A 24,087-nucleotide genomic window follows, 5' to 3' on the forward strand; every position below is an offset into this window, starting at 1 on the left:
CGCTGTCGATCAGGAATCTCGATCCGCAGCGCCGCGCCGGGAGGCAGCAGCAATGCGGGGGCTTACGGTCCATCGCGGTGCCACCGGTCGCCGGTGGCCTGCGGATCACGCCTTGGCCTGTTCCATCAGGGTCACGAAACGGTCGAACAGCGGACCGACGTCGTGCGGGCCCGGCGACGCTTCCGGATGGCCCTGGAAGGAGAACGCCGGCACATCGGTGCGTGCGATGCCCTGGTTGGTGCCATCGAACAGCGACCGGTGGGTCACGCGCAACGTCGCCGGCAGGGTGGCTTCATCGACCGCGAAACCATGGTTCTGCGAGGTGATCATCACCCGGCCACTGTCCAGGTCCTGCACCGGATGGTTCGCACCATGGTGGCCATGGCCCATCTTGACGGTCTGCGCGCCCGAGGCCAGGCCCAGCAGCTGGTGGCCCAGGCAGATGCCGAAGGTCGGAATCTTCACGTCGATGAAGGTCTTGATCGCGGCGATCGCGTAATCGCACGGCTCCGGGTCACCCGGGCCATTGGACAGGAAGACACCGTCGGGCTTCAGCGCCAGCACTTCAGCCGCCGGGGTCTGCGCCGGCACCACGGTCACTTCGCAGCCGCGTTCGGCCAGCATGCGCAGGATGTTGGTCTTCACGCCGAAATCGTAGGCCACGACCTTGAAGCGGGCCGGCACGCTGACGAAGGCGTTGGCATCCAGGTCCAGCTGGCCCTCGGTCCAGACATAGGTCTTCTCGGTAGTGACGACCTTGGCCAGATCCATGCCCTTCAGGCCCGGGAACTTGCGGGCGGCTTCCAGCGCCTTCTCAACATCGATGTCACCTGCCATCAGCGCACCGTTCTGGGCGCCGTTCTCGCGCAGGATGCGGGTGAGCTTGCGGGTATCGATGCCAGCGATGGCCACCACGCCACGCTGGATCAGCCAGTCCTGCAGCGACACCTGGCTGCGCCAGTTGCTGGGGCGGCGCGGCACATCGCGCACGATCAGTCCGGCCGACCACACCTTGGAGGCTTCGTCGTCCTGGTCGGTCATGCCGGTGTTGCCAATATGCGGATAGGTCAGCGTGACCATCTGCCGGGCGTAGGACGGATCGGTCAGCACTTCCTGGTAACCGGTCATGGCGGTGTTGAACACCACTTCACCGACGGACAGGCCGGGCGCGCCTACGGATTCGCCCTCGAATACGGTGCCGTCTTCGAGGACGAGGATTGCGGCTTGGGTCACGGAAATCTCACTTTGGCTACCGAGGGGGTGCCGAAGTCACGCCTGTGCTTCACGGAAATCCGGTTGCAAAAAAGCGCGGACGTACGGTTCAGGACCGGTCCGGCTTTGGTGATTCGGCGAGTGCGAATTGTAGCGCTGCCGGAGCGCTCGCGCCAGCGGTTGAATCGTTTCATGAACAGGCGACTGCGTATTCATTTCAATACGCCCGCGTGTGCAAAGCGCGATGGCCGGGGTCGGATCCCTTTTCATGCGGGAAAAGGGCTCTGACAGCAATCGCGGCGAGGGGTCAGATCCCTTTCCGTGGGAAAGGGATCTGACCCCGTGAATCAGCCCGCCGGGGTGTCCAGCAGGTCGCGCACCCGGTAGCTCCCGGGCGCCCGCCCCTGCAGCTGGCGGGCGGCAAACAGCGCACCGCGGGCGAAGATGTCGCGGTTGGTCGCCCGGTGGACCAGTTCGATGCGCTCGCCCAGGCCGGTGAACTGCACCAGATGCTCACCCACGATATCGCCGGCCCGCAGGCTGGCGTACTGCGGATCCGCCCCACCCCGCTGCGCGGCTGCGCCCAGGGTCAGTGCCGTTCCCGAGGGCGCATCCTTCTTCTGCGTATGGTGCGATTCCACGATGTCGCAGTCCCAGCCCGACAGGGCCTGCGCAGCGCGCTCGACCAGCTCGTCCAGCACCGCGACACCGAGGCTGAAGTTCGAAGCCCACACCAGCGGAATGCGCGCCGCGGCGGCGTCCAGCGCCTGGCGCTGCGCACTGGAGATGCCGGTGGTACCCGATACCAGGCCTGCGCCGCGTTCAACGCACAGGGCCAGCATCGCATCGAAGCCTTCCGGCAGGCTGAAGTCGATGGCCACATCGAATGCCGGCGCCCCTGCCAGCTCGCTGGCGGCAAAGAACGGCACTCCGTCGACCACCCGCTGGGCCGGCGCGCGGCCGGTCACCGCTGCCACGATCTGCAGGGTTTCGGGATGATCGGCGGCCAGCCGCAGCAGGGCCTGGCCCATGCGCCCGGAAGCGCCGTGAATGAGCAATCGCAGGGGAGTCTGGTTCATGCCCCGCAGGCTAGCGGCAGCATGCCCGGTCCGGCAAGCATCATCGCTGCTACGCTGCAGGACTCTTCATGCAATGGACCGCATTTCCCATGCAGATCAGCGAACAGCTGGTACTGGTCACCGGCGCTGGCCGCGGCCTCGGCCAGCATATCGCCCGCGCATTCGCCGCGCAGGGTGCCCGGATCATCATCAACTACCACCGCAGCGAGACGGCCGCACGTGCGCTGGCGGTAGAGCTGGGCGGGCAGGCACTCGCGCTCCGCGCCGACGTCACCGACCGGGGCCAGATCGAGGCACTCCTGCAGCAGGCGCTGGCGCATTTCGGCCAGGGCGTGACCACTGTGGTCAACAATGCATTGGCCGACTTCTCCTTCAATGGTGATGCGCGCGACGGCGCTGCCGACATTGGCTGGCCGGCGTTCCAGGCGCAGTTCGAAGGCAGCGTGCGCGGCGCGCTCAACACCGTGCAGGCCGCCCTGCCCGGCATGCAGGCGCGCGGTTTCGGCCGCATCATCAACATCGGCACCAATCTGTTCCAGAACCCGGTGGTGCCCTATCACGACTACACGGCCGCCAAAGCCGCCCTGCTTTCGCTGACCCGCACCTTGGCCGGCGACCTGGGGCCGCAGGGCATCACCGTCAACATGCTGTCCGGCGGCCTGCTGCGCAGCACCGATGCCAGCGCGGCGACACCGCAGGCGGTGTTCGATTACATCGCCGCCAACACGCCACTGCGCAGCGTGACCACGCCGGCCGAGTTCGCCGACGCCGCGCTGTTCTTCGCCAGCCCCTGGGCGCGCGCGGTGACCGGCCAGAATCTGGTGGTGGACGGTGGGCTGGTGCGGGATTGAGGCTTCGGCGAGCGCAGCAGCCCCCGCTCTCTCCCGGCATCGTCAGTGCTGCTTCGGCGGCGTCGGCCCGCAGCTGTCGCAGCCACCACAGGCACCGCCGCCGCCACTGACAGGGGGCGCGATCCTGCGGCCCAGCGCCTGCAGCCAGCCGGCGCGGCCGGGCTTGAGCAGCGCCAGTGCCAAGGCACCGCGCATCCTGCGCACGGTGCCGGGGAACTGCTTTTTCAGTACGACCCACGCGCTGACCAGCACGGCCAGCGCAACGAGCAGGTACTGGAGCAGCAGTCCTGCGTCCATCAGCCGCCTCCCAGCGCCACGGTCACCTGGTAGGTGATCAGCGCTGCAACGTAGGCCGCTGCGAACAGGTAGAACGCCGCGAAACCCATCTTCTTCCACGAGTTGGTCTCACGCTTGATGGTGGCCAGCGTGGAGATGCACATCGGCGCATAGATGAACCACACCAGCAGCGACAGGCCCGTGGCCAGCGACCAGCCATCGGCCACCACTGGCGTGAGCGCCGAGATCGCCGCATCGTCGTCGGCCGCGGACAGCGCGTACACGGTCGCCAGCGAGGAAACCGCCACTTCACGCGCGGCCAGGCCCGGAATCAGTGCGATGCAGATCTGCCAGTTGAAACCCAGCGGGGCGAAAACCGCGGTCATCGCATGGCCGATGCGGCCGGCGTAGCTGTAATCGATGGCCGGCAGCGTGGCGTCGGCGGGCGCACCGGGGAACGACAGCAGGAACCACAGCAGCACGGTCAACGCCAGGATGATGCCGCCCACGCGCCGCAGGAAGATCATGCCGCGCTCATACAGGCCGACTGCCAGATCACGCGGATGCGGAATACGGTACGAGGGCAGCTCCAGCATCAACGGATGCTCGCTCTTGTCGCGGCGCCACTTCTTCATGACCCACGACATCGCCAGCGCGCTGAGGATGCCGGCCACGTACAGTCCGAACAGCACCAGGCCCTGCTGGTTGAAGATGCCGACCTTGCCATCGGGAATGAAGGCGGCGATCAGCAGGGCATACACCGGCAGGCGGGCCGAACAGGTCATCAGCGGCGCCACCAGGATCGTCGCCAGCCGGTCGCGTGGATCCTGGATGCTGCGGGTGGCCATGATGCCCGGCACCGCGCAGGCGAAGCTGGACAGCAGCGGGATGAACGAACGCCCCGACAGGCCGGCCGCGGCCATCAGCCGATCGAGCAGGAACGCTGCACGTGGCAGGTAGCCGGACTCTTCCAGCGCGAGGATGAACGCGAACAGGATCAGGATCTGCGGCAGGAACACCACCACGCCTCCCAGGCCGGCGATGATGCCGTCGGTCAGCAGGCTGGTCAGCGGCCCCTCCGGCAGCGCGCCACCGACCACCTCGCCCAGCCAGCCGAAGCCGGCCTCGATGCCATCCATCAGCGGTGTCGCCCAGGCGAACACCGCCTGGAAGATCAGGAACATCACCACGACCAGCGTCACCAGTCCGAACACCGGATGCAGCAGCCAGCGGTCAAGCGTGTCGTCGATCTTCGCGGTGCGTGCCGGCATGCGCACGGCCACCGCCAGGATGTCACGTACCCGGGCGTGGTAGTCGATGCCGTCCTCGGCCGGCGGCATCGGCGCATCCAGGTGCGGCACCATGCGGTCCAGGCGCTCGACCAGCGCACGCGCGCCCTGCTTGCGTACCGCCACGGTCTCGACCACCGGCACGCCCAGCTCGCGCTCCAGCGCTGCCACGTCCAGCTGGATGCCACGGCGCTCGGCCGCATCCACCATGTTCAGCGCCACCACCATCGGTTTGCCCAACTCGCGCAGTTCCAGTGCGAAGCGCAGGTGCAGGCGCAGGTTGGTGGCATCGATCACGCAAAGCAGCACGTCCGGCGCGGCCTCGCCCGGATAGAAGCCGCGGCACAGGTCGCGGGTGATCGCCTCGTCCAGGCTCGCCGGGTGCAGGCTGTACGCACCCGGCAGGTCAAGCACGGCGAACTCGCGGCCGGAGGGTGCGCGCAGGCGTCCTTCCTTGCGCTCGACGGTCACGCCGGTGTAATTGGCGACCTTCTGCCGGCTGCCGGTCAGCTGGTTGAACAGGGCGGTCTTGCCGCTGTTCGGGTTACCGACCAGCGCGATGCGCAGGGGGGCGGCAGTGGCGGATGCGGTCATGCACGTCTTTCCTGGCTGGCAGCGTCGATCACGACGCGCTTGGCTTCACTGATACGCAGTGCGAAACGGGTGAACCCGACCTGCACCAGCAACGGCTCTCCCCCCAGTGGGCCCTTGGCCACCAGGCGGACCTCCTCGCCCTTGACGAAGCCCAGCTCGCGCAGGCGGCGGGCAATGGCATCGTTGGCATGCAGGTCCTGCACGGAGTCGACCACGGCCGAGGTATGCAGGGGCAGTTCGGACAGCGTCATCTAGCCTGTTCTCTGCTGGATGTAAATGGTTCTCGATTCTAACATTCCCGCGTCGCGTCATGGCCCATGACCAATGGCCCGCTATGATCCATACAGGTATGGAGTGACCCTGGAATCCCATGAACGATGCTTTGCAGATCGAGCGCAGTGGCGCCGTCCTCACCCTCTGGCTGAACCGGCCGGAGCTGCACAACGCCTTCGATGCCGGCCTGATCGCCCGGCTGACCGCCGCGCTGGAGGCGGCCGGGCGGGAAGACGCGGTGCGCGCGGTGGTGGTGGCCGGCCACGGCGCATCCTTCTCGGCCGGTGCCGACCTGCAGTGGATGCGGGGCATGGCCGCCGCCAGCGAGGCTGACAACCGCGAGGATTCTCTGGCCCTGGCGCGCCTGATGCGCACCCTGGACGAACTGCCCAAGCCGACCCTGGCCCGGGTCCACGGTGCCGCCTTCGGCGGGGGTGTCGGCCTGGTCGCCTGCTGCGACATCGCCATCGCCAGCACCAGCGCCCGGTTCGGCCTGACCGAAAGCCGCCTTGGCCTGCTGCCGGCCGTGATCTCACCGTACGTGATCGAGGCGATCGGGCCGCGTCAGGCCCGCCGCTGGTTCGCGACCGGCGAGCACTTCGACGCCGACACCGCGCTGCGCATCGGCCTGGTGCACCAGCTGGTGGAACCGGAGCGGCTGGACGAGGCGGTGCAGCGCCAGCTGGCCCTGCTCGACAAGGCCGGCCCGATCGCCTCAGCGTCGGCCAAGCGCCTGGTCCGGCAGGTCCGTGACAGCCATGACCGCGATGCGCTCGACCGCGACAATGCCGCCCTGATCGCGCGCCTGCGGGTCTCGGCCGAGGGTCAGGAAGGCCTGGGCGCCTTCCTCGACAAGCGCGCCCCCCATTGGGTCACGGAGGCCTGAACATGCTCGATCATCTTGGTTTGACCAGCGCCGACCTGGCGCGCAGCAGGGCGTTCTTCAGCCAGGCACTGGCCCCACTGCAGATCGGCGTGGTGATGGAAGTCACCGCGGAGCAGACCGGCACCCATGACCAGGTCGGCTTCGGCCGCGATGGCAAGCCGTTCTTCTGGATCGGCAATGGCGGCAGCGTCAGCCATGGCGTGCACGTCGCCTTCGCCTGTACCGGCCGCGCGCAGGTGGACGCGTTCCATGCCGCCGCCCTGGCCGCCGGAGGACGCGACAATGGTGCTCCCGGCGTACGTCCCTGGTATCACCCGAACTACTACGCCGCCTTCGTGCTCGACCCGGACGGCAACAACATCGAGGCGGTCTGCCAGCGCCCCGCTGCGGAGACGGAGGCATGAGCGACTACGTCCGCATCGTCGAGGTCGGCCCGCGGGACGGGCTGCAGAACGAAAAGCAACCGGTCTCTACGGCCGACAAGATCGAGCTGATCAACCGCCTGTCGGCCACCGGCCTGCGCAGCATCGAAGCGACCAGTTTCGTCAGCCCGAAGTGGGTGCCGCAGCTGGCGGATGCCGCTGAGGTCTATGCCGGCATCCAGCGCCGGCCCGGCATCCACTATCCAGTGCTGGTACCGAATGAACAGGGCTACGAGCGGGCGCTCGCGGTCGGCGTGGAGGAAGTGGCGGTGTTCACGGCCGCCTCCGAGGCGTTCAACCGCACCAACACCAACGCCGGCATCGACGAGTCGCTGGCCCGCTTCGAGCCGATCCTGCGCCGCGCCGCCGCCGATGGCGTACGGGTGCGCGGCTATGTCTCCACCGTGCTGGGGTGTCCCTACCAGGGCGAGGTCCCCCTGGCCGATGTGGTGCGGGTGGCGCGCGCCCTGCACCAGATGGGCTGCTATGAGATCTCGCTGGGCGACACGATCGGCGTCGGCACGCCGCGCAAGGCGCGGGCGATGCTGCAGGCAGTCGCCGCGGAGATCCCGATGAGCGCGCTGGCCGTGCACTTCCATGACACCTACGGGCAGGCCATTGCCAACATCGCCACCTGCCTGGAAGAAGGCGTGCGCGTGGTCGACAGCGCCGTCTCCGGCGCGGGCGGCTGCCCTTACGCGAAAGGCGCCAGCGGCAACGTCGCCAGCGAGGACGTGGTCTATCTGCTGCAGGGCCTTGGCCTGGACAGCGGGGTGGACCTGCCGGCGCTGGCGGAAACCGGTCGTTGGCTGGCCGGCCTGCTCGGGCGTGCGACCGCCAGCCGCACCGGCCAGGCCCTCGCGGCCGTCTGATTCATCAGGGCGCGTCGCCCGGGCTCCGGGCGGCGCGGTGCACAACGGCAGCGGTCGTGGCTTCCGTTAGAATCGGCGGTTCTCGAACCTGCAGGACCGTGCAATGCAGCTGTCTTCCGTACGTGCCGTGATCACCGGCGGCGTTTCCGGCCTTGGCCTGGCCGTGGCCGAGCACCTCGTCGCCCAAGGCGGCAAGGTGGCCCTGTTCGACCTCAACGACGACAAAGGCAGCGCCGCCGTCGCCGCGCTGGGTGCCGACAACGCCCGCTATTTCAACGTCAACGTCAGTGATGAAGCTGCCGTGGCGGCGGCCATCGACCAGGCCCACGATTTCCTCGGCGGCCTCAACGTGGCGATGAACTGCGCCGGCATCCTCGGCGCGGGCCGTGTGCTCGGCAAGGAAGGCCCGATGCCGCTGGCCGGCTTCCAGAGCACGGTGATGGTCAACCTGGTCGGCAGCTTCAACGTGGCCAAGGCCGCCGCCAACCGCATGCAGCACAACGAGGCCGGCGCCGATGGCGAACGGGGTGTCATCATCAACACCGCCAGCATCGCCGCCTATGAGGGCCAGATCGGCCAGGCCGCGTACGCCGCCAGCAAGGGCGGTGTGGTGTCGATGACGCTGCCGATGGCCCGCGAGCTCTCGCGCTTCGGCATCCGCGTCAACACCATCGCCCCGGGCGTGTTCTGGACACCGATGGTCGATGGCATGCCCGAAGCCGTACAGCAGTCGCTTGCCGCCTCGATCCCGTTCCCGTCGCGGCTGGGCAAGCCGGAGGATTTCGCCAGCCTGGTCGGCTTCATCCTCGGCAACACCTACCTCAATGGCGAGACCATCCGCCTGGACGGCGCTACCCGCCTCGCTCCGAAGTGATTCCCCCGGGCGCCGGGACGGCGTCCACCCCCAACGACCCAGATCACCATGAAAGCCAACGACATCAAGAAGGGCAACGTCGTCGAGTACAACAACGGCGTCTACCAGATCCGCGACATCGAGCGCAGCTCCCCGCAGGGCCGGGGTGGCAACGTCCGCTTCCGCTTCATCATGTACAGCGTGCCGGGCGGCAACAAGCTCGATGCCAGCTTCGATGCCGACGACAATCTGGTCGAGGTCGAACTGCTGCGCCGCCAGTCCACCTATTCGTACAAGGATGGCGATGCGTTCGTCTTCCTCGATGACGAGGACTACACCCCCTACACCCTGGATGCGGACGTCATCGGCGACGACGCCGGCTACATCACCGATGGCCTGACCGGCATCTACGTGCAGGTGATCGACGAGCAGCCGGTGGCCATCCAGTTGCCGGCCTCGGTGGTGCTGGAAGTGATCGAGACCCCGCCGGAACTGAAGGGCGGCACCGCCACCAAGCGTCCCAAGCCGGCCAAGCTCAATACCGGTATCGAGATCATGGTGCCGGAGTACATCGTCAATGGCGAACGCGTGCTGGTGAACACTGCCACCGGCGAGTTCGCAGGCCGCGCGGACTGAGCTGACCGCACGCGCCTGGCAGAGCCGAGCCCCGCTCGGCTCTGCCGACCAACTTACGGCTGCCTGGCGCCGAAATTGCCACACCCATGGTACTGGCGCGTGCCGACGGTCAGCATCGCCTTCGCCTCGAATGGCTCGCCGCTCATGTCGTCCGTGCACGTCGTGCGCTGGAAGGTGAGCTTGATGTCGGTACCGTCCGCAGCCTTGCCACTCCACCCGTCCGCCCCCTGGTTGGGCGCGCCCACGTCGAAGTGCCGCTGGCCATAATCGACCTGCACCTGCAGGCCGGGCGTGTCACCGTCGACCACCGCGAGCCAGCCCGGTTCGTTGCCGGTCGCCCTGAACGCGGCAGCACCGGCACGGCCGTCGCCTTCCGTGGTCTCCACAGCGCGGCACTCGCGGTCCACTTCGCCCTTCAGGCTGAGCAGCCCGTCGTCGTGGCCCTTCGTCCAGAAACTGTTGCCCTGCCCGTCGCCGTACTTCGCCCCCGAAGCAGCACGCTCGGAGGTCATGGCGAACGTGCGATCCCCGATCACCACGGTGGCTGCGTCCTCGCCGTTGAACGTCGCACGCACGGCCAGATCGCCACACTGATAGGCCGTCTGGCTGGCGGTCGAGTTCGTGGACAGCGGCTGCGGCTCCGGCGGCGCCGGGTCAGCCGTGCCACCTGCTGCGGCAGGCGGCGTCGATGGCTGGCAGGCCGCCAGCACCAGGGCCAGCGAAGCCGTCGACAGACTGGAAACTACACGCATGACTCGACTCCTTGTCGACCGTACTGAAGATAACCACCCTATCATCCGGCGATGAGCCGGCGCTGAAACCGATGTGATCGCGTTCACGCCGCGAGCACCGTCATCGACAGCAGCTGCGCGCCCTCCCCGCCGGAACTACAGGCCCAGACCCGCAACAGACGCACCCGCAATGCCTGCTCCTGCCCGTGCCGGACGACCACCATCTGCACCGGGCTGGACAGCAGCGCCAGCCGACCGCACAGCAGGGTGTCCACCGCCTGCAGATGCAGCGCCCGCACCTGCAGGTGCCCGCCCAACCAGTCATCCAGCCAGGGCAGATCAAACAGACGCCCGCCATCGCCATCCATCATGAACATCGCCGGCGACAACAGCAGCGACAGTGCCTGCCGATCATCCTCGATCAGGGCCTGGCACAGGCGCCGTTCCAGCGCCTTCAGCTGTACGTCGTGCAGCGTTTGACCGTTATCCGTTCCCATCCGTAGATCCTTCCGGCAGTGGCCGGCGCCTGCGCAGGCGCCGCGCGATCCGTTGCCGCACCCCCTGCACCACCACATAGAACACCGGCACGAAGAACACCGCGAGCACGGTCGCGCTGACCATGCCACCGAACACACCGGTACCGATTGCCTGCTGTGTTTCCTTCGAGGCACCCTGCGCCACCATCAGGGGCACCACGCCGAGCGCGAACGCCAGCGACGTCATCACGATGGGTCGCAGGCGCAGGCGCGCTGCCTCCACGGCCGCTTCCACCAGCCCGCGTCCCTGCTGCTGCAGCTGTCGCGCGAACTCGACGATCAGGATCGCGTTCTTCGCCGACAGGCCGATCACCGTGATCATGCCGACCTTGAAGAACACGTCATTGGGCATGCCCCGCAGCAGCACCGCCGCCACGGCTCCCAGCAGACCCAGCGGCACCACCAGCATCACCGCCATTGGTATGGACCAGCTCTCGTACAGCGCCGCCAGGACCAGGAATACCACCAGCATCGACAGCAGCAGCAACCACGGGGCCTGTGCGCCAGACTCGCGCTCCTGCAGCGACTGACTGGTCCACTGCAGCGCGAAGCCCGCCGGCAGCTGCCGGGCCAGGCGCTCCATCTCGTCCATCGCCTGCCCGGTGGAAACGCCCGACGCGGGCGCGCCGGACAGATTCAATGCCGGGAAGCCGAGATAGCGCTGCAGCTGCAGGGGCGCTTCCGTCCACTGCGGATCGACCAGCTCCGACAGCGCCACCATGCCCCCTTCGCTGTTGCGGACATACAGCTTGAGCACGTCGCCCAGCTCCATCCGATACGGCGCATCGGCCTGGACGATGACCTGCTGCAGCCGTCCCTTGTTCGGAAAGTCGTTGACGTATTGCGAGCCCATTGCCGCCGACAGCGTTCCGCTGATCTCGCTGAACGCCACGCCCATCGCCTCGGCCTTGGCGCGATCGATGTCAAGCCGGACGCTGGTACCTGCGGGCATTCCATCGGCATGCACATCGGACAGCAGTGTGCTGGCCTGGGCCAGCTGCAGCAGCTGCTGGAGGGCAGCGCGCAGCTCGGCCTGGGTCTGCCCGGTCCGCGCCTGCAGCGCCAGCGAGAAGCCTGACGAGCGGCCGAGGCTGTCGATGGCCGGCGGCATCACGCTCATGACTTCGCCCTCGACCAGCGTCGACATCGCCTTCCGTACCGCCTCCACCTCGCCGGCAGCCGTCGCACCGGCACGCTCCCCCCAATCCTTCAGCATCGTGTAGGCCAGTGCAGCACTCGGCCCCGAGCCGGAGAAGCTGTACCCGAGGATCGACTGGTTGGATGCAACGCCGGGGCGCGAGGCCACGTGACGTTCGTACGCTTCAACGACGGCAAGCGTGCGCTCGGTGGTCGCCTCGGCCGGCAGCTGGATCGAGGTCATGAAGTACCCCTGGTCCTCCTCCGGCAGGAATGCCCCGGGCAACCCGTTCAGGCCCAGCAGAAGCGCTGCCACCAGTGCGACGAACACCCCCATCACGCGCCCGCTTCGCTGCAGCACAGCGGCCACGCCACGCTGGTAGCGGCCGGTCATCCGCTCGAAGCCGCGGTTGAAGGCGCCGAACAGGCCACTGCGGCCATGATGCCCGCGTGTACTTCCGCGCAGCAGCGTGGCGCACAGTGCAGGCGTGAGGCTGAGCGCCAGCAGTGCGGAGAACAGGATCGATACCGACATCGCGACGGTGAACTGACGGTAGATCGCGCCTACCGAACCACTGGCGAACGCCATCGGAATGAACACCGCGGTCAGTACCAGGGTGATGCCGATTACCGCGCCGGTCAGTTCGCGCATTGCCTTGATCGTCGCCTCGCGGGGTGGCAACCCCTCCTCGGCCATGATCCGTTCCACGCCTTCGACCACCACGATCGCATCATCGACGATGATGCCGATCGCCAGCACCATGCCGAACATGGTGAGGACGTTGATCGAGAACCCCAGCGCCAGCATCGCCGCGAACGTACCCAGCAGCGCAATCGGCGCGACCATGGCAGGTATCAGCGTATAGCGCCAGTTCTGCAGGAACAGGTACATCACCGCGAACACCAGCAGCATGGCCTCCAGCAGTGTCTGCACTACTTTGCGGATCGAGATGCTGACGAAGGGTGCGGTATCGAACGGAATGCTCGCCTCGACACCACGCGGCAGCAGCGGCGCCAGCTCGGCCATCCTCTCGCGCACCGCTGCCGCAGTGCGTACGGCGTTCGCACCGGGCCGCAGCTGGACGCCCGCCGCCGTCGCAGGCTGACCATCCTCTCGGGTACCCCAGGCGTAGCTCTGCGCCCCCAGTTCGACCCGGGCGACGTCACCCAGCAGTACCCGCGAGCCATCCGCCCGCGCACGCAGCACGATCGAAGCGAACTGCGCGGGCGTGGACAGCTGGCAATCGGCGGTCAGCGGCACGGTCAGGCGCTGGCCGGGCAGACCGGGGGAGTCGCCGATGCGGCCCGGTGCGATTTCCAGGTTCTGCTGCTCGATGGCGCTGGCAACGTCACCGATGGTCAGGCCGTACCCGGTCAGCCGCGTGGGATCGAGCCAGACGCGCATCGCCTGCTCCGCGCCGAACAGCTGCACGCGACCGACACCGTCGATGCGGCGCAGTTCCTCGATGATGTTGCGCGCCATGAAGTCACCCAGCGCGGCCTCGCTGACGCTGGCATCCGGCGAACGCAGGCCGACCAGCATCAGGAAACCAGAATCGGCCGCCTCCACGTACAGCCCGTTCTGGCGCACGCTGCGCGGCAACCGCGGCTCGATCGCCTTGATCCGGTTCTGCACATCGACCTGGGCCAGTTCGGGGTTGGTTCCCGGCTGGAAGGTCGCCGTGATCGACGCCTCCCCGGAGGTATCCACCGACGATTCGAAGTACAGCAGGTGCTTGACGCTGGACAGTTCGCGCTCGATCAGCGCGACCACCGCATCGTTCAATGTCTGCGGGCTTGCGCCTGGATAGCTCGCATAGATGCTGACACTGGGCGGAGCGACTGCCGGGTAGCGCTCCACGGCCAACCGCGGAATCGCCAGGACACCGGCAAGGATGATGAAGATCGCCAGCACCCAGGCGAACACCGGGCGATCGATGAAGAAACGTGCCATGTTGGATTTTCCTGGATCGGCCGGGTCCTGGCGGACTCAGCCCTGACGACCTGACGGTGCAGCCCCGGCAATGGCGACGGGCCGTGACCAGTCGTGCATCTGGACCACCACGCCTTCCTGCAGGCGCTCCTGGCCTTCGACGACCACCTTCTCGCCCGCCTTCAGGCCATGCCGGACCAGCCACTGCCGATCCACGCTGCCATCGATCTCCAGCGTGCGGATCACCGCCTTGCCGTCACTGCCGACCACCCAGGCGTAGGCCTGACCACCGGCACTGCGCAGTACGGCCTGCTGCGGCAGAACCAGCGCACTGGACGGAGCACCGCGCGGCACTCTTGCCCGTACGTACATTCCGGGCAGCAGCTGGCGCTGCGGGTTGTTCACCAGGATGCGCAGCATCACATCGCCCGTACGCGCATCGACGCTGATGCCGGAGAACAGCAGCTCGCCACGTTCCGACAAAGGCCGGCCCGCCGGGCCGATGATCGCCACCGACGACTGTCCACCGCTCGCGGCGCTGCGCTGCAGCGACTCCAGCTGGGACGCAGGCTGGCGAACATCCACGTAGACCTGGTCGATCTGCTGCACCACCGCCATCGGCTCGGCATCGGCCACGCCGACCAGCGCTCCCTCGGTCACCCATGCCTGATCGACGCGTCCGCTGATCGGCGCGCTGACCGTCGCATAGCGCAGGTCCAGCTGGCGGCGGGCAAGAATCGCCCGGGCTTCATTCACCGCGGCGCGCGCCTGCTCGTACTCGGCGCTGGCGTCGTCGCGATGCTGCTGGCTGACGGCCTGCGCCGCCGCCAGGGCGTGCAGCCGCTGCGACTGCACACGGCTGCGGGCAAGCGCCGCCTCGCTGCGCTGCAGGGCCGCCAGCGCCGAATCGACGTCCGCACGGAAGGCCGCCGGATCGATCTGGAACAACGCCTGCCCGGCGGTGACTTCGGCCCCCTGCTCGAACAGGCGACGCTGCACGATGCCGCCGACCTGCGCACGGATCTGTGCGGTACGCACGGCCGTCACGCGGCCCGGCAGCTCATCGTCGCGCTGCACGACCTGTGGGCCGACGGTGACCACACTCACGCGCGGTGCGGGTTCGGGGCTGGCTTCGGGCGAGGAACAGGCCGTCATGGCCAAGGCGAGGACCGCGATCAACGCGGCCGGGGTCCTGAAGGTTCTCATTGCTGTGCACAATGCCGCAGGCGCGGCGGATAGGTCATGAAGCGCGCAGTCTGCGCGGCGATGATGGGGTTTCGATGGAGGAAGTGTGGAGATACGATGGAGGCAAGCACCTTATGGCCTGATCCACGCATGCACGCCTCCACTGCCCTCGCCGCCCTGGTCCTGATCGTGGAGGACGAGGCCGAGATCGCCGACATCCTCACTGCCTATCTTGAACGTGAGGGCCTGCGCACCCTGCGCGCCGGCGACGGCCACAGTGCACTGGACCTGCACCGCAACATGCGTCCGGACCTGGTCCTGCTGGATGTACAACTGCCGCGGCTGGACGGATGGAGCGTGCTGAGCCAGCTGCGCCAGCGCGGGGAAACGCCGGTGATCATGCTGACCGCGCTCGACCAGGACCTGGACAAGCTGACCGCGCTGCGCATGGGCGCCGACGATTACGTGGTCAAGCCGTTCAACCCGGCCGAGGTGGCTGCGCGCGTGCGCGCGGTGCTGCGGCGGACGCTCAGATCCTCACGCGTGGATGCACCGGCGGCACTGCGCATCGGGCAGCTGCTGATCGATCCGGCAACCCATGCCGTGCATGTGGAAGGCGATGGCTACAGCCATGAAGTCCTGCTGACGCTGACCGAGTTCAAGCTGCTGCACTGCATGGCCCTGGCACCGACCCGCATCTTCAGCCGCAGCGAACTGATGCATGAATGCCTGCCTGAGAGTGAAGCGCTGGAGCGCACGGTCGACAGCCATGTCAGCAAGCTGCGCCGCAAGCTGGACGACGTGGGCATGGTCAACATCCCGGCCAGCGTGCGCGGCGTCGGTTACCGCCTGATGGCCGACCGCTGATGCGCCGGTCCGGGCTCAGCCGGCACATCGTCGTCTCGATGTCGCTGATGGTGATCGGCGTCATCGTGATGATGATCCTCTCGTCCTGGCTGCTGTATGCGGTGCTGGTCGAGTTTTCGCCGGCCAGTACGGTCGAGCCGGAGAGCTGGCTGCCCACCGGTCCCGAACTGGCCTGGATGGTCGGTGTCATCCTGACCGGGCTGGCCCTTGCGATCGCCGCATCGTTCCGCCTCGCCCACCGTATCCTGTCCCCGTTGAATTCGCTGGTCGACAGCGTGCGCGCGCTGGCCAGCGGCGACCTGGGCGCACGCGCCAGCGCCGACGGCAACTCTCCCGGCGAGGTCGCCGCGCTGGTCGACGACTTCAACGCGATGGCGCGCCGCCTGCAGCACATGGAAAGCGAACGGATGATGTGGCACGCCGCCATCGCCCACGAACTGCGCACGCCGGTCACCATCCTGCGTGGTCGCCTGCAGGGCCTGGCCGAAGGCGTGTTCCACCCCGACGAATCGCAGTTCCGCAGCCTGCTGGCGCAGGTGGAAGGGCTGTCGCGGCTGATCGAGGATCTGCGCGTGCTGAGCCTGGCGGACAACGCCCGGCTGGACGTGCGCCGCGCCCGCACCGATGTGGTGGCCGAGGTGCACTCGGTGATGACCCTGGTCGATCCCCAGTTCCGCGCGGCCGGCTTCGTGCTGGAACTGGAGACCAGCCGCGAGGAGCACAACGCCCACTGCGATCCGACCCGCCTGCGGCAGGCGCTTCTTGCGTTGCTGGAGAACGCACGGCGCTACGCCAGCCCGGGCCGGGTGCGGATTGCCGTGCATGACACCCCGGGACACGTGCAGGTTGCCATCGAGGATGAGGGCCCCGGCATCGACCCGGCACTGCACGCGGACATCTTCAGCCCCTTCATGCGCGCCGACGGTTCACGTTCGCGCCAGGGCGGTGGCAGCGGCCTGGGCCTGGCCGTGGTCAAGGCCATTGCCGATGCACATGGCGGAAAGGTCTACTGCGCGCCCGGTGGCAGCGGCGGCAGCCGCTTCGTCATCGAACTGCCGCGTCAGTAGGCGTCGCCTGCCGTCGCAGACGCTCACCCAGCGCCGCCAGGTTCGCGTCGATGTCATCGAGTTCCCCCCGCTGCGACGCCGGCAGCTGCTGTCGCAGCTGCATGCGCAGGGTCCGCCATGCCGGCACCGCCTGGGCGCTGGCCAGCGCAACGCGGTCGGCCAGCAGTACCTGCTCCTCAGGCAGCGGCAAGCCGTAGCCGCCGTCCGCCAGCAGCTCCCCGGGACGCAGCCACTGCCCGCTCAGGTCCAGCAGTTCACGCAGACTGCGTGCCTCAGCGCCCTCCGGCGCCGCCAGCAGACGGCGCTTCAGCACATCACGCGCGCGCAGCTCCGCGCGTCGCTGCGCGGCCTGTTCCAGCAGCAGCAGGCCAGCACTTGCGCGCAGATCACCCTGCAGCAGCCAGGGGCCGCGCTCGCGCGCGGGCAGATTCAGCCATGCGCGCACGTCGCGCGCCGGCAAGGCGAGCTGGGTGGCAGCCACGGAAAAAAGCTGCTGGTAATGATCACGCGCGGAGGCGAAGTAATACCCCTGGGCCTGCGCACCCGCCCGATCCGCCAGGACCTGGTCGTCCAGAACATGCAGCCGTGCCAGCCGACGCCGCAGTCCCCGCGGGGTGAGCTGGGCGAGCCCGGCCTGGCCGAGCCGGGGCACGCCGGCCTGCAGCAGTTTCGCAGTCTCCACCGCGCAGTTGTTGCTGACGAAGTAGTAGCGTCCGTCGTAGGTCCAATGCACCTGCACGGTGCGTTCCAGCAGGCTGGCGATTTCTTCGCGCTGGAGGCGCAGGGGCAGTGACTGCAGGCCACGCAGCTCGACCTTGGTGTATTCATCCACCACCTGCTGCAGCGGCAGCACGAACAGGCGCGACGGATAGTCGCCGGTCAGGCCACGCCAGTTGGAAATCTGCACATCACCCACGAACGCGCGGAAGGACAGTACGCGGTGATGTTCGAGATCCAGTCGGCACGCTGGTCCCGGCGTCCGGCCCGGCCGGCAGATGACCAGCCGCAGCATGCTGTGGCCCCAGCGGCTCATCGGCTGCCGGCTGCCTTCAGCGAACAGGTAGTCCACCGCATAGACGCGCGCGGGATCCAGCTGCAGCAACGAGGCTGCCCCCTCCTCCGCTTCGGCCTGCAGCAATGGGAGGGTCGCGTCACAGTGCGGGCGTGGCAGCGATGGCGGCGTGCCGAAATGCGCCCGGTACCACTGCGCCAGGGCTGGACGGCGGCAGGCGAACGCACCATCGAGCAGGAAATGCTCGGCATTCACTGCCAGGTACTCGGCCGCATCCGTCAGCTCGTAGGGATCCGGGCTGCGGTCACGGAAATCATTGTCACCGCGGCCCAGATGCCACGGCCTGCGCTGCCAGCCGGACAGATCGCGCCAGCGCGCGCTGCGCGACCAGCCTGCACCGTTGCGGTCGGCAACGTGGGCCAGTTCGTGCACCAGCGCGCTGCGTCGCGCGCGGCGGGCGCCGGGCACCTCCTCATCCAGCAGGTCGCGACGCAGCGACACGCGTCCGCCAAAGGCCCGACCGTGCACATCGGCCGGCAGGGCCTCACTCCAGCGCACCTGCACCTGCGGCGGCAACGCGCGCAGCAGCCCCTCGGGCAGCAGCGACTGCACGTCGGCCAGAGTCTGCCGGGCCAGCCGTTGTTGTGCTGCATCAAGGCCTGCGGGGTCCAGCTGCAGGCGGTCGGTCGCATGCGCCACCGGTATCGCCAGCGACGCCAATGCGATACCCCATCCTGCATGCAGGGCACGCTTGGACAGCGCCGGGTCGCGGCCGGCATCTGCTGCTGCCCGCGTACGCAAGACGTTCAGCCGTGCATCGGCCGGCGCCACGGCAAGCGAAACCGCGGGCGGCATGCGGCCCGGATCAACGCGCCAGCAGGGCGCGCGCCAGTTCCAGATCGCTCTGCTGCTGCGCGGCAGCGTCCTGCTCGCGCAGATGGACCAGCGCGGCCTGCAGGCGCGCGCCACGGATCTGGCCGTCGCTGGCGACAAAGGCCGCGGCATCATCGCGCGCTGCGCGCACGACCTTGTCGTCACCCGAGCTGCTGCCCGACGAGCCGGACGATGCACCGGTTGCCGAACCGGCCGAGGTGCCGGCGAAGCTGGAAGCGAAGCCGGCCAGCGGCAGGGACAGCAGGGCAATCAGCAGGAACGGTCGGATCATCGGTCGAAGGCCGGTTGAAGGAATGGGAGGAGCGTAACGGGTGCGTGAAGGGTTTGCCCAGATCAGGCGTCGAACAGCTTGCCCGGGTTCAGCCGCCCTTCGGGATCGAACGCGCGCTTGACCGCCTTCATCAACGCGATTTCCGCCGGTCCGCGCGTGCTGTCCAGGTAACCCTTCTTGACCAGGCCGATCCCATGTTCGGCCGAAATGCTGCCATCGAAACGCGCCAGCACCTGCGCCAGCAGCTTGGTCACCTGCTCGCACTGGGCAAGGAACTCGGCGTCGCTGGTGTCTTCCGGCTTCAGCACGTTGATGTGCAGGTTGCCGTCGCCGATATGGCCGAACCAGACCACATCGAAGTGTGGATAAGCTTGGCCGATCAGCGCCTGGGTCTCGGCCAGGAATGCCGGCATCGCCGAGATACGCACCGAGACGTCATTCTTGTAGGGCTTGTAGCGCGCCAGTGATTCGGTGATGCCCTCCCGCAGGCGCCACAGCTGGGCCGCCTGTGCGTCGCTGGCGCTGATCACACCGTCGCTGACCCAGCCGTTGCCCATGCAGTCCTCGAAGGCCGCCATGGCCGCGGCTTCCTGTGCCTCGTCATTGGCAGCGAACTCGGTCACGACATAGTACGGATGCACTTCGTCGAACGGCGCCTGCGCACCATGTGCCAGCACGTGTTCCAGCGCCCGGTCGGTGAAGAACTCGAACGCCTGCAGCTGCAGGCGCGCACGGAAGGCGGCGAATACCTGCATCAGCACCTCGAAGCTGGGCAACGCCAGCAGCATCACGTTGCTGGCCGGCGGGGGATCGGTCAGCTTCACCGTCGCCTCGACGATCACGCCCAGCGTGCCTTCTGAACCGATCAGCAGCTGGCGGAAGTCGTAGCCGCTGGAGTTCTTGATCAGGCCCTTGTTCAATTCCAGCAGTTCGCCGCTGGCAGTGACCACCTTCAACCCGGCGATCCATTCACGGGTGTTGCCGTACCGGATCACGCGGATGCCGCCGGCATTGGTGGCGATGTTGCCGCCGATCGAACACGATCCGCGCGCGGCGAAGTCGACCGGATAGATCAATCCATGCTCCAGCGCGGCGTTGTGCAGCGCTTCGAGCGGCATGCCGGCCTGTACCACCAGGGTCCGGTCGACCGCGTCGTAGGCCAGGGCCTTGTTCATCCGTTCCAGGCTCAGCACCAGTTCGCCGTGGGCGGCTACCGCGCCGCCGGACAGCCCGGTACGGCCGCCGGAGGGCACGACCGCAACCGCTTCGGCCGCGCTCCAGCGCATCACCGCCTGCACCTCCTCGACCGTGGCCGGCAGCGCGATCGCCAGCGGCGCCGGCGTCCAGCGCCGGGTCCAGTCGCGACCGTAATGCTCCAGGTCGGATGGGTCGGTCTTCAGCTTCAGGCCGGGACAGGCCTGCAGCAGCGAGGCAATGCGGGAATCGGTCATGACGGTCCAGCGCGGTGCGTGACGAACGGGCAAGCGTGCCAGTGGCACGCGCCAGCGTCCAGCCCCGCAGTGCCGCACAGATAGCTACGGATGCAACCAATTGCGCACTGCACCATGGGCGGTCCGATCTGGCATAGTGGTCAGCCCCTGTCCCACTGGCCGTGTTGCCCCATGTCGCCGAAGAAGACCTCGTTCCCGAAGCAGGATATCCGCGTGCTGTTGCTGGAGGGGGTCAGCCAGACCGCCGTGGAGGTATTCAGCGCCGCCGGCTACAGCCAGATCGAGGCGCACACCAAGGCGCTGCCCGAGGACGAACTGAAGGCGCGCATCGCCGAGGCGCATATCGTCGGCATCCGTTCGCGCACCCAGCTCAGCGCCGAGGTGCTGGCCGAGGCCAAGCGCCTGATCGCGGTGGGCTGCTTCTGCATCGGCACCAACCAGGTCGATCTGGACGCGGCCGAGCTGGCCGGCATCCCGGTGTTCAACGCGCCCTATTCCAACACCCGCAGCGTGGCCGAACTGGTGATCGCCGAGGCGATCATGCTGACCCGTGGCATCCCGCAGAAGAACGCTGAATGCCACCGCGGCGGCTGGTCGAAGTCCGCCAGCGGCAGCCATGAGGTACGGGGCAAGACGCTGGGCATCATCGGCTACGGCCACATCGGCACCCAGGTCGGCGTGCTGGCCGAATCGCTGGGCATGCAGGTGATCTTCCACGACGTGGAAACCAAGCTGGCGCTGGGCAATGCGCGTGCCGCGGCCAGCCTGGACGACCTGCTGGCACGTGCCGACATCGTTACCCTGCACGTGCCGGAGACCCCGGCCACACAGTGGATGATCGGCAGCACCGAGCTGGCGAAGATGCGCAAGGGCGCGCACCTGATCAATGCGGCGCGCGGCACCGTGGTCGACATCGATGCGCTGGACGCAGCGCTGGCCAGCGGCCATGTCGGTGGGGCTGCACTGGATGTGTTCCCGGTGGAGCCGAAGGGCAACGGCGACATCTTCGAATCACCACTGACCCGCCACGACAACGTGATCCTGACCCCGCATGTCGGCGGCAGCACGCTGGAAGCGCAGGACAACATCGGCGTGGAAGTCGCCGCCAAGCTGGTGCGCTACAGCGACAACGGCAGCACCCTGTCGGCGGTCAATTTCCCGGAAGTGACCCTGCCCGAACACGAAGACAGCCTGCGCCTGCTGCACATCCACCAGAACGTGCCGGGCGTGCTGTCCAAGGTCAACGAGATCTTCTCGCGCCACAACGTCAACATCGACGGCCAGTTCCTGCGCACGGACCCGAAGGTGGGTTACGTGGTGATCGACATCACCGCCAGCGAGGAGCAGGCCGCCGCGGTGCGCGAAGAACTGGCGGCCATTCCGGGCACGTTGCGCACCCGCATCCTGTACTGATTGAAGGTTCGCCGGGCACGGCCCGGCGCTACCCACGCGATCACGGTAGCGCCGGGCGATGCCCGGCGGCCCGGGCATGAGGTGGACGTCCCCGTCAGCGCGCCAACCACCGGCGCGCCATGCGCTGCATCGATTCGTCCGATTCCGGGTCGGCCGCGACTTCGGTCACCGGCCGCCAGGCCAGGTCCAGCGATTCCTCGCTGAGCACGAAGTCCTCGCCACCCAGCGCCCGGATCACGAAGCGCACGTCGTAGTGCCAATGCCCCGGCACGTCCCCGCGTTCGGGGATCCAGTGCTTGTCCAGGTCGAAGATCGCCGGATCGTCCAGCACCAGCCCGGACAGCCCCGACTCCTCCTCTGCCTCCTTCAGCGCCACCCGGGCCAAGTCGCGGTCGCCGTCGGCGTGGCCGCCCAGCTGCAGCCAGCGCTGCAGCTTGCGGTGGTGGGTCAGCAGCAGGCGCTGGCCATCGGCGCTGACCAGCCAGCAGCTGGCGGTGAAGTGGCCGGCCAACCGCTCGCGCCGGAACGGATCTTCCGGATCGTCCAGCAATGTGCCGAATTCGGCAGCCAGGGCGTCGTGGGCGGGCTCGAGGCGCGCATGGTCCCGCAGCAGACTGCGCAGGCGATCATCAAGCGCGGCAAGGGTTTCGGCGGTGTGGCTCATGAATGGGGGTGGTTCGGAAAAATACTGTTCATTATCGCCGCTCATTGTTGCGATTGCGCTTGTGCGTTGGCTTCAGCTTTGGCTAAGGTACAGCGGGCCGTTCGCGCGGCCTTCACCATTCAGGGCTGCCGGCAACGTATCGACGGCCCCCAAACCGATCATTAGGGAAGTACTGCATGCTGAAAGCTCTGTTGAGGGTCAAGCCGGTGCAACCGGCCGGGCACGTCGATGCCGGCGAACCCATCGAAGGCAGCCTGGACGGCGAAGCCACGCTGAAACGGACCCTCACGGCGAAACACCTGATCCTGCTTGGCGTAGGGGCGGTGATCGGTGCAGGCATCTTCGTACTGACCGGTCAGGCCGCGGCCAACCACGCCGGCCCGGCAGTGATGCTCTCGTTCGTCTTCGCCGGCATCGCCTGCGCACTCGCCGGCCTGTGCTACGCCGAGTTCGCCGCGATGATGCCGGTATCGGGCAGCGCCTACTCCTACTCCTACGCCACGCTCGGCGAGGGCATGGCCTGGTTCATCGGCTGGTGCCTGGTACTGGAGTACCTGTTCGCCTCGGCCTCGGTTGCGGTGGGCTGGTCGGCCTACCTGATCAGTTTCATCACCACCACGCTGCACATGCCGTTCCCTGACGCACTCAGTGCGGCACCGATCGCATGGACCGGCAGCGAGTTCATCTCTTCCGGCAAGCTGTTCAACCTGCCGGCGGTCCTGATCGTCGCTGCGGTCTCGGGCCTGCTGTATGTCGGCGTGACCCAGTCGGCCTTCGTCAACGCCATCATCGTGGCCATCAAGGTCACAGTGATCTGCCTGTTCATCGGCTTCGGCGCCGCCCACATCGATCCGGCCAACTGGCAGCCCTTCATTCCGGAAAACACCGGCGTATCCGGCGAGTTCGGCTGGAGCGGCGTGTTCCGTGCCGCCACCATCGTGTTCTTCGCCTATATCGGCTTCGACGCGGTTTCCACCGCAGCCGGCGAAACCAAGGACCCGCAGCGCAACATGCCGATCGGCCTGCTCGGGTCGCTGGCCGTGTGCACCCTCGTCTACATCATCGTCTGCGCCGTGCTGACCGGCATGATGCCGTATCACCTGCTGGGCACCGACAAGCCCGTGGCCACCGCGCTGGAGCCCTATGCCAGCCTGTCCTGGCTGAAGACCGCAGTCGAGATCGGCGCCATCGCCGGCCTGTCCTCGGTGGTGCTGGTAATGATGATGGGCCAGACCCGCATCGCCTACACGATCTCCCGCGACGGCCTGCTGCCGAAGTTCTTCGGCAAGGTCCATGCCCGCTTCCGCACCCCGTACTGGGCCACGATCGTGGTCGGTGTGATCGCTGCGGCACTGGCCGGCCTGATGCCGCTGAACGTGCTGGGCGAACTGGTCTCGATGGGTACCCTGCTGGCGTTCGCGACCGTATGCATCGGCGTGCTGGTTCTGCGCTATACCCGTCCGGAGCTGCATCGTCCGTTCCGCGTCCCGGTGGTGTGGATCATCTGCCCGCTGGGCGCGGCGGCCTGCCTGTTCCTGTTCTGGCAGGCCTTCGTGGTGCACTGGCATCTGTTCGTCGGCTGGACGGTGCTGGGCCTGCTGATCTACTTCGGCTACGGCATGCGCAACAGCAAGCTGGCCAAGTCCGCCTGAACCTGCGGGCCGGCCCTGCGCCGGCCCGTCT

At 67.6% G+C, this 24,087-nt stretch carries 23 protein-coding genes; 10 read left to right on the top strand and 13 right to left on the bottom strand.

Annotated elements, in window-relative coordinates; translation table 11 throughout:
• Positions 1 to 105 precede the first annotated feature (105 nt).
• Positions 106 to 1,233: a glutamine-hydrolyzing carbamoyl-phosphate synthase small subunit gene (gene carA, locus AC5P76_RS03435; protein ID WP_053519346.1), complete on the bottom strand. Its 1,128-nt coding sequence runs from the start codon at positions 1,231 to 1,233 to the stop codon at positions 106 to 108.
• A 326-nt stretch (positions 1,234 to 1,559) separates the two neighbouring features.
• Entirely contained in the window at positions 1,560 to 2,291 is a 732-nt protein-coding gene (gene dapB, locus AC5P76_RS03440) for a 4-hydroxy-tetrahydrodipicolinate reductase (protein WP_128988716.1), read from the bottom strand.
• Positions 2,292 to 2,380: 89 nt separating this feature from the next.
• Between dapB and AC5P76_RS03445 the strand changes: the two genes are divergently transcribed.
• Complete coding sequence (locus AC5P76_RS03445) at positions 2,381 to 3,142, top strand: 3-oxoacyl-ACP reductase (protein WP_128988748.1); 762 nt, start codon at positions 2,381 to 2,383, stop codon at positions 3,140 to 3,142.
• 42 nt (positions 3,143 to 3,184) lie between these two features.
• Here the strand turns inward: AC5P76_RS03445 and AC5P76_RS03450 are convergent, their stop codons facing one another.
• The 3 genes from AC5P76_RS03450 to AC5P76_RS03460 are packed head-to-tail and all read right to left on the bottom strand — an operon-like array spanning position 3,185 to position 5,552.
• Positions 3,185 to 3,439 (bottom strand): DUF6587 family protein, encoded by a 255-nt coding sequence (locus AC5P76_RS03450; RefSeq protein WP_065175605.1) that lies wholly within the window; start codon positions 3,437 to 3,439, stop codon positions 3,185 to 3,187.
• Complete coding sequence (gene feoB / locus AC5P76_RS03455; protein WP_065175604.1) at positions 3,439 to 5,301, bottom strand: ferrous iron transport protein B; 1,863 nt, start codon at positions 5,299 to 5,301, stop codon at positions 3,439 to 3,441. Before feoB ends, AC5P76_RS03450 begins: the two co-directional genes overlap by 1 nt.
• Positions 5,298 to 5,552, bottom strand: coding sequence for a FeoA family protein (locus AC5P76_RS03460; RefSeq protein WP_053519514.1), 255 nt, complete (start codon positions 5,550 to 5,552; stop codon positions 5,298 to 5,300). The genes feoB and AC5P76_RS03460 overlap by 4 nt, the downstream gene beginning before the upstream one ends.
• A 119-nt stretch (positions 5,553 to 5,671) precedes the next feature.
• Here AC5P76_RS03460 and AC5P76_RS03465 point away from each other — a divergent pair, with 119 nt between their 5' ends.
• The 5 genes from AC5P76_RS03465 (at position 5,672) to yeiP (ending at position 9,243) form a co-directional block, all read left to right on the top strand.
• Entirely contained in the window at positions 5,672 to 6,460 is a 789-nt protein-coding gene (locus tag AC5P76_RS03465) for an enoyl-CoA hydratase/isomerase family protein (RefSeq protein ID WP_053519513.1), read from the top strand.
• 2 nt (positions 6,461 to 6,462) lie between these two features.
• Positions 6,463 to 6,864 (top strand): VOC family protein, encoded by a 402-nt coding sequence (locus AC5P76_RS03470; protein WP_053519512.1) that lies wholly within the window; start codon positions 6,463 to 6,465, stop codon positions 6,862 to 6,864.
• Positions 6,861 to 7,754, top strand: a complete 894-nt coding sequence (locus tag AC5P76_RS03475; protein WP_053519511.1) for a hydroxymethylglutaryl-CoA lyase — start codon at positions 6,861 to 6,863, stop codon at positions 7,752 to 7,754. The genes AC5P76_RS03470 and AC5P76_RS03475 overlap by 4 nt, the downstream gene beginning before the upstream one ends.
• Before the next feature lie 103 nt (positions 7,755 to 7,857).
• Positions 7,858 to 8,628: an SDR family oxidoreductase gene (locus AC5P76_RS03480; RefSeq protein ID WP_253118749.1), complete on the top strand. Its 771-nt coding sequence runs from the start codon at positions 7,858 to 7,860 to the stop codon at positions 8,626 to 8,628.
• Between the two features lie 48 nt (positions 8,629 to 8,676).
• Positions 8,677 to 9,243: an elongation factor P-like protein YeiP gene (yeiP, locus tag AC5P76_RS03485; protein WP_005409468.1), complete on the top strand. Its 567-nt coding sequence runs from the start codon at positions 8,677 to 8,679 to the stop codon at positions 9,241 to 9,243.
• A gap of 53 nt (positions 9,244 to 9,296) precedes the next feature.
• Here yeiP and AC5P76_RS03490 read toward each other — a convergent pair whose 3' ends face one another.
• From AC5P76_RS03490 to AC5P76_RS03505, 4 genes are all read right to left on the bottom strand, one after another.
• Positions 9,297 to 9,995: an MliC family protein gene (locus AC5P76_RS03490; protein ID WP_053519509.1), complete on the bottom strand. Its 699-nt coding sequence runs from the start codon at positions 9,993 to 9,995 to the stop codon at positions 9,297 to 9,299.
• 83 nt (positions 9,996 to 10,078) lie between these two features.
• Positions 10,079 to 10,471, bottom strand: a complete 393-nt coding sequence (locus AC5P76_RS03495; protein WP_253118750.1) for a nuclear transport factor 2 family protein — start codon at positions 10,469 to 10,471, stop codon at positions 10,079 to 10,081.
• Positions 10,458 to 13,601 (bottom strand): multidrug efflux RND transporter permease subunit, encoded by a 3,144-nt coding sequence (locus AC5P76_RS03500; RefSeq protein WP_495222660.1) that lies wholly within the window; start codon positions 13,599 to 13,601, stop codon positions 10,458 to 10,460. Before AC5P76_RS03500 ends, AC5P76_RS03495 begins: the two co-directional genes overlap by 14 nt.
• Positions 13,602 to 13,637: 36 nt before the next feature.
• The gene (locus tag AC5P76_RS03505; RefSeq protein WP_253118752.1) at positions 13,638 to 14,786 is read right to left on the bottom strand and encodes an efflux RND transporter periplasmic adaptor subunit; all 1,149 of its coding nucleotides are present in this window, start codon (positions 14,784 to 14,786) and stop codon (positions 13,638 to 13,640) included.
• A gap of 129 nt (positions 14,787 to 14,915) precedes the next feature.
• Between AC5P76_RS03505 and AC5P76_RS03510 the strand changes: the two genes are divergently transcribed.
• Positions 14,916 to 15,632 (top strand): response regulator, encoded by a 717-nt coding sequence (locus AC5P76_RS03510; protein WP_180876004.1) that lies wholly within the window; start codon positions 14,916 to 14,918, stop codon positions 15,630 to 15,632.
• Positions 15,632 to 16,699, top strand: coding sequence for an ATP-binding protein (locus tag AC5P76_RS03515; protein ID WP_053519504.1), 1,068 nt, complete (start codon positions 15,632 to 15,634; stop codon positions 16,697 to 16,699). Before AC5P76_RS03510 ends, AC5P76_RS03515 begins: the two co-directional genes overlap by 1 nt.
• Here the strand turns inward: AC5P76_RS03515 and AC5P76_RS03520 are convergent.
• The 3 genes from AC5P76_RS03520 to AC5P76_RS03530 form a co-directional block, all read right to left on the bottom strand.
• Positions 16,677 to 18,566 carry a DUF7844 domain-containing protein gene (locus AC5P76_RS03520; protein WP_495222661.1) on the bottom strand — a complete coding sequence of 630 codons (1,890 nt, stop codon included), beginning with the start codon at positions 18,564 to 18,566 and terminating at the stop codon, positions 16,677 to 16,679. The two genes, AC5P76_RS03515 and AC5P76_RS03520, sit on opposite strands and share 23 nt — an antisense overlap.
• A 10-nt stretch (positions 18,567 to 18,576) precedes the next feature.
• Complete coding sequence (locus tag AC5P76_RS03525; RefSeq protein WP_053519503.1) at positions 18,577 to 18,876, bottom strand: DUF2388 domain-containing protein; 300 nt, start codon at positions 18,874 to 18,876, stop codon at positions 18,577 to 18,579.
• A 62-nt stretch (positions 18,877 to 18,938) separates the two neighbouring features.
• On the bottom strand, positions 18,939 to 20,327 hold the full coding sequence (locus tag AC5P76_RS03530; protein WP_253118753.1) for an FAD-binding oxidoreductase: 1,389 nt from the start codon (positions 20,325 to 20,327) through the stop codon (positions 18,939 to 18,941).
• Positions 20,328 to 20,498: 171 nt separating this feature from the next.
• Here AC5P76_RS03530 and serA point away from each other — a divergent pair, with 171 nt between their 5' ends.
• On the top strand, positions 20,499 to 21,740 hold the full coding sequence (serA, locus tag AC5P76_RS03535) for a phosphoglycerate dehydrogenase (protein ID WP_053519501.1): 1,242 nt from the start codon (positions 20,499 to 20,501) through the stop codon (positions 21,738 to 21,740).
• A 94-nt stretch (positions 21,741 to 21,834) separates the two neighbouring features.
• Here the strand turns inward: serA and AC5P76_RS03540 are convergent, their stop codons facing one another.
• On the bottom strand, positions 21,835 to 22,449 hold the full coding sequence (locus AC5P76_RS03540) for an NUDIX hydrolase (protein WP_081279755.1): 615 nt from the start codon (positions 22,447 to 22,449) through the stop codon (positions 21,835 to 21,837).
• A 131-nt stretch (positions 22,450 to 22,580) separates the two neighbouring features.
• Between AC5P76_RS03540 and AC5P76_RS03545 the strand changes: the two genes are divergently transcribed.
• Positions 22,581 to 24,056, top strand: coding sequence for an amino acid permease (locus tag AC5P76_RS03545; RefSeq protein ID WP_053519499.1), 1,476 nt, complete (start codon positions 22,581 to 22,583; stop codon positions 24,054 to 24,056).
• The last annotated feature ends 31 nt before the right edge of the window (positions 24,057 to 24,087 follow it).

The sequence above is a fragment of the Stenotrophomonas sp. YJH_SMC_36 genome, from assembly GCF_059369935.1.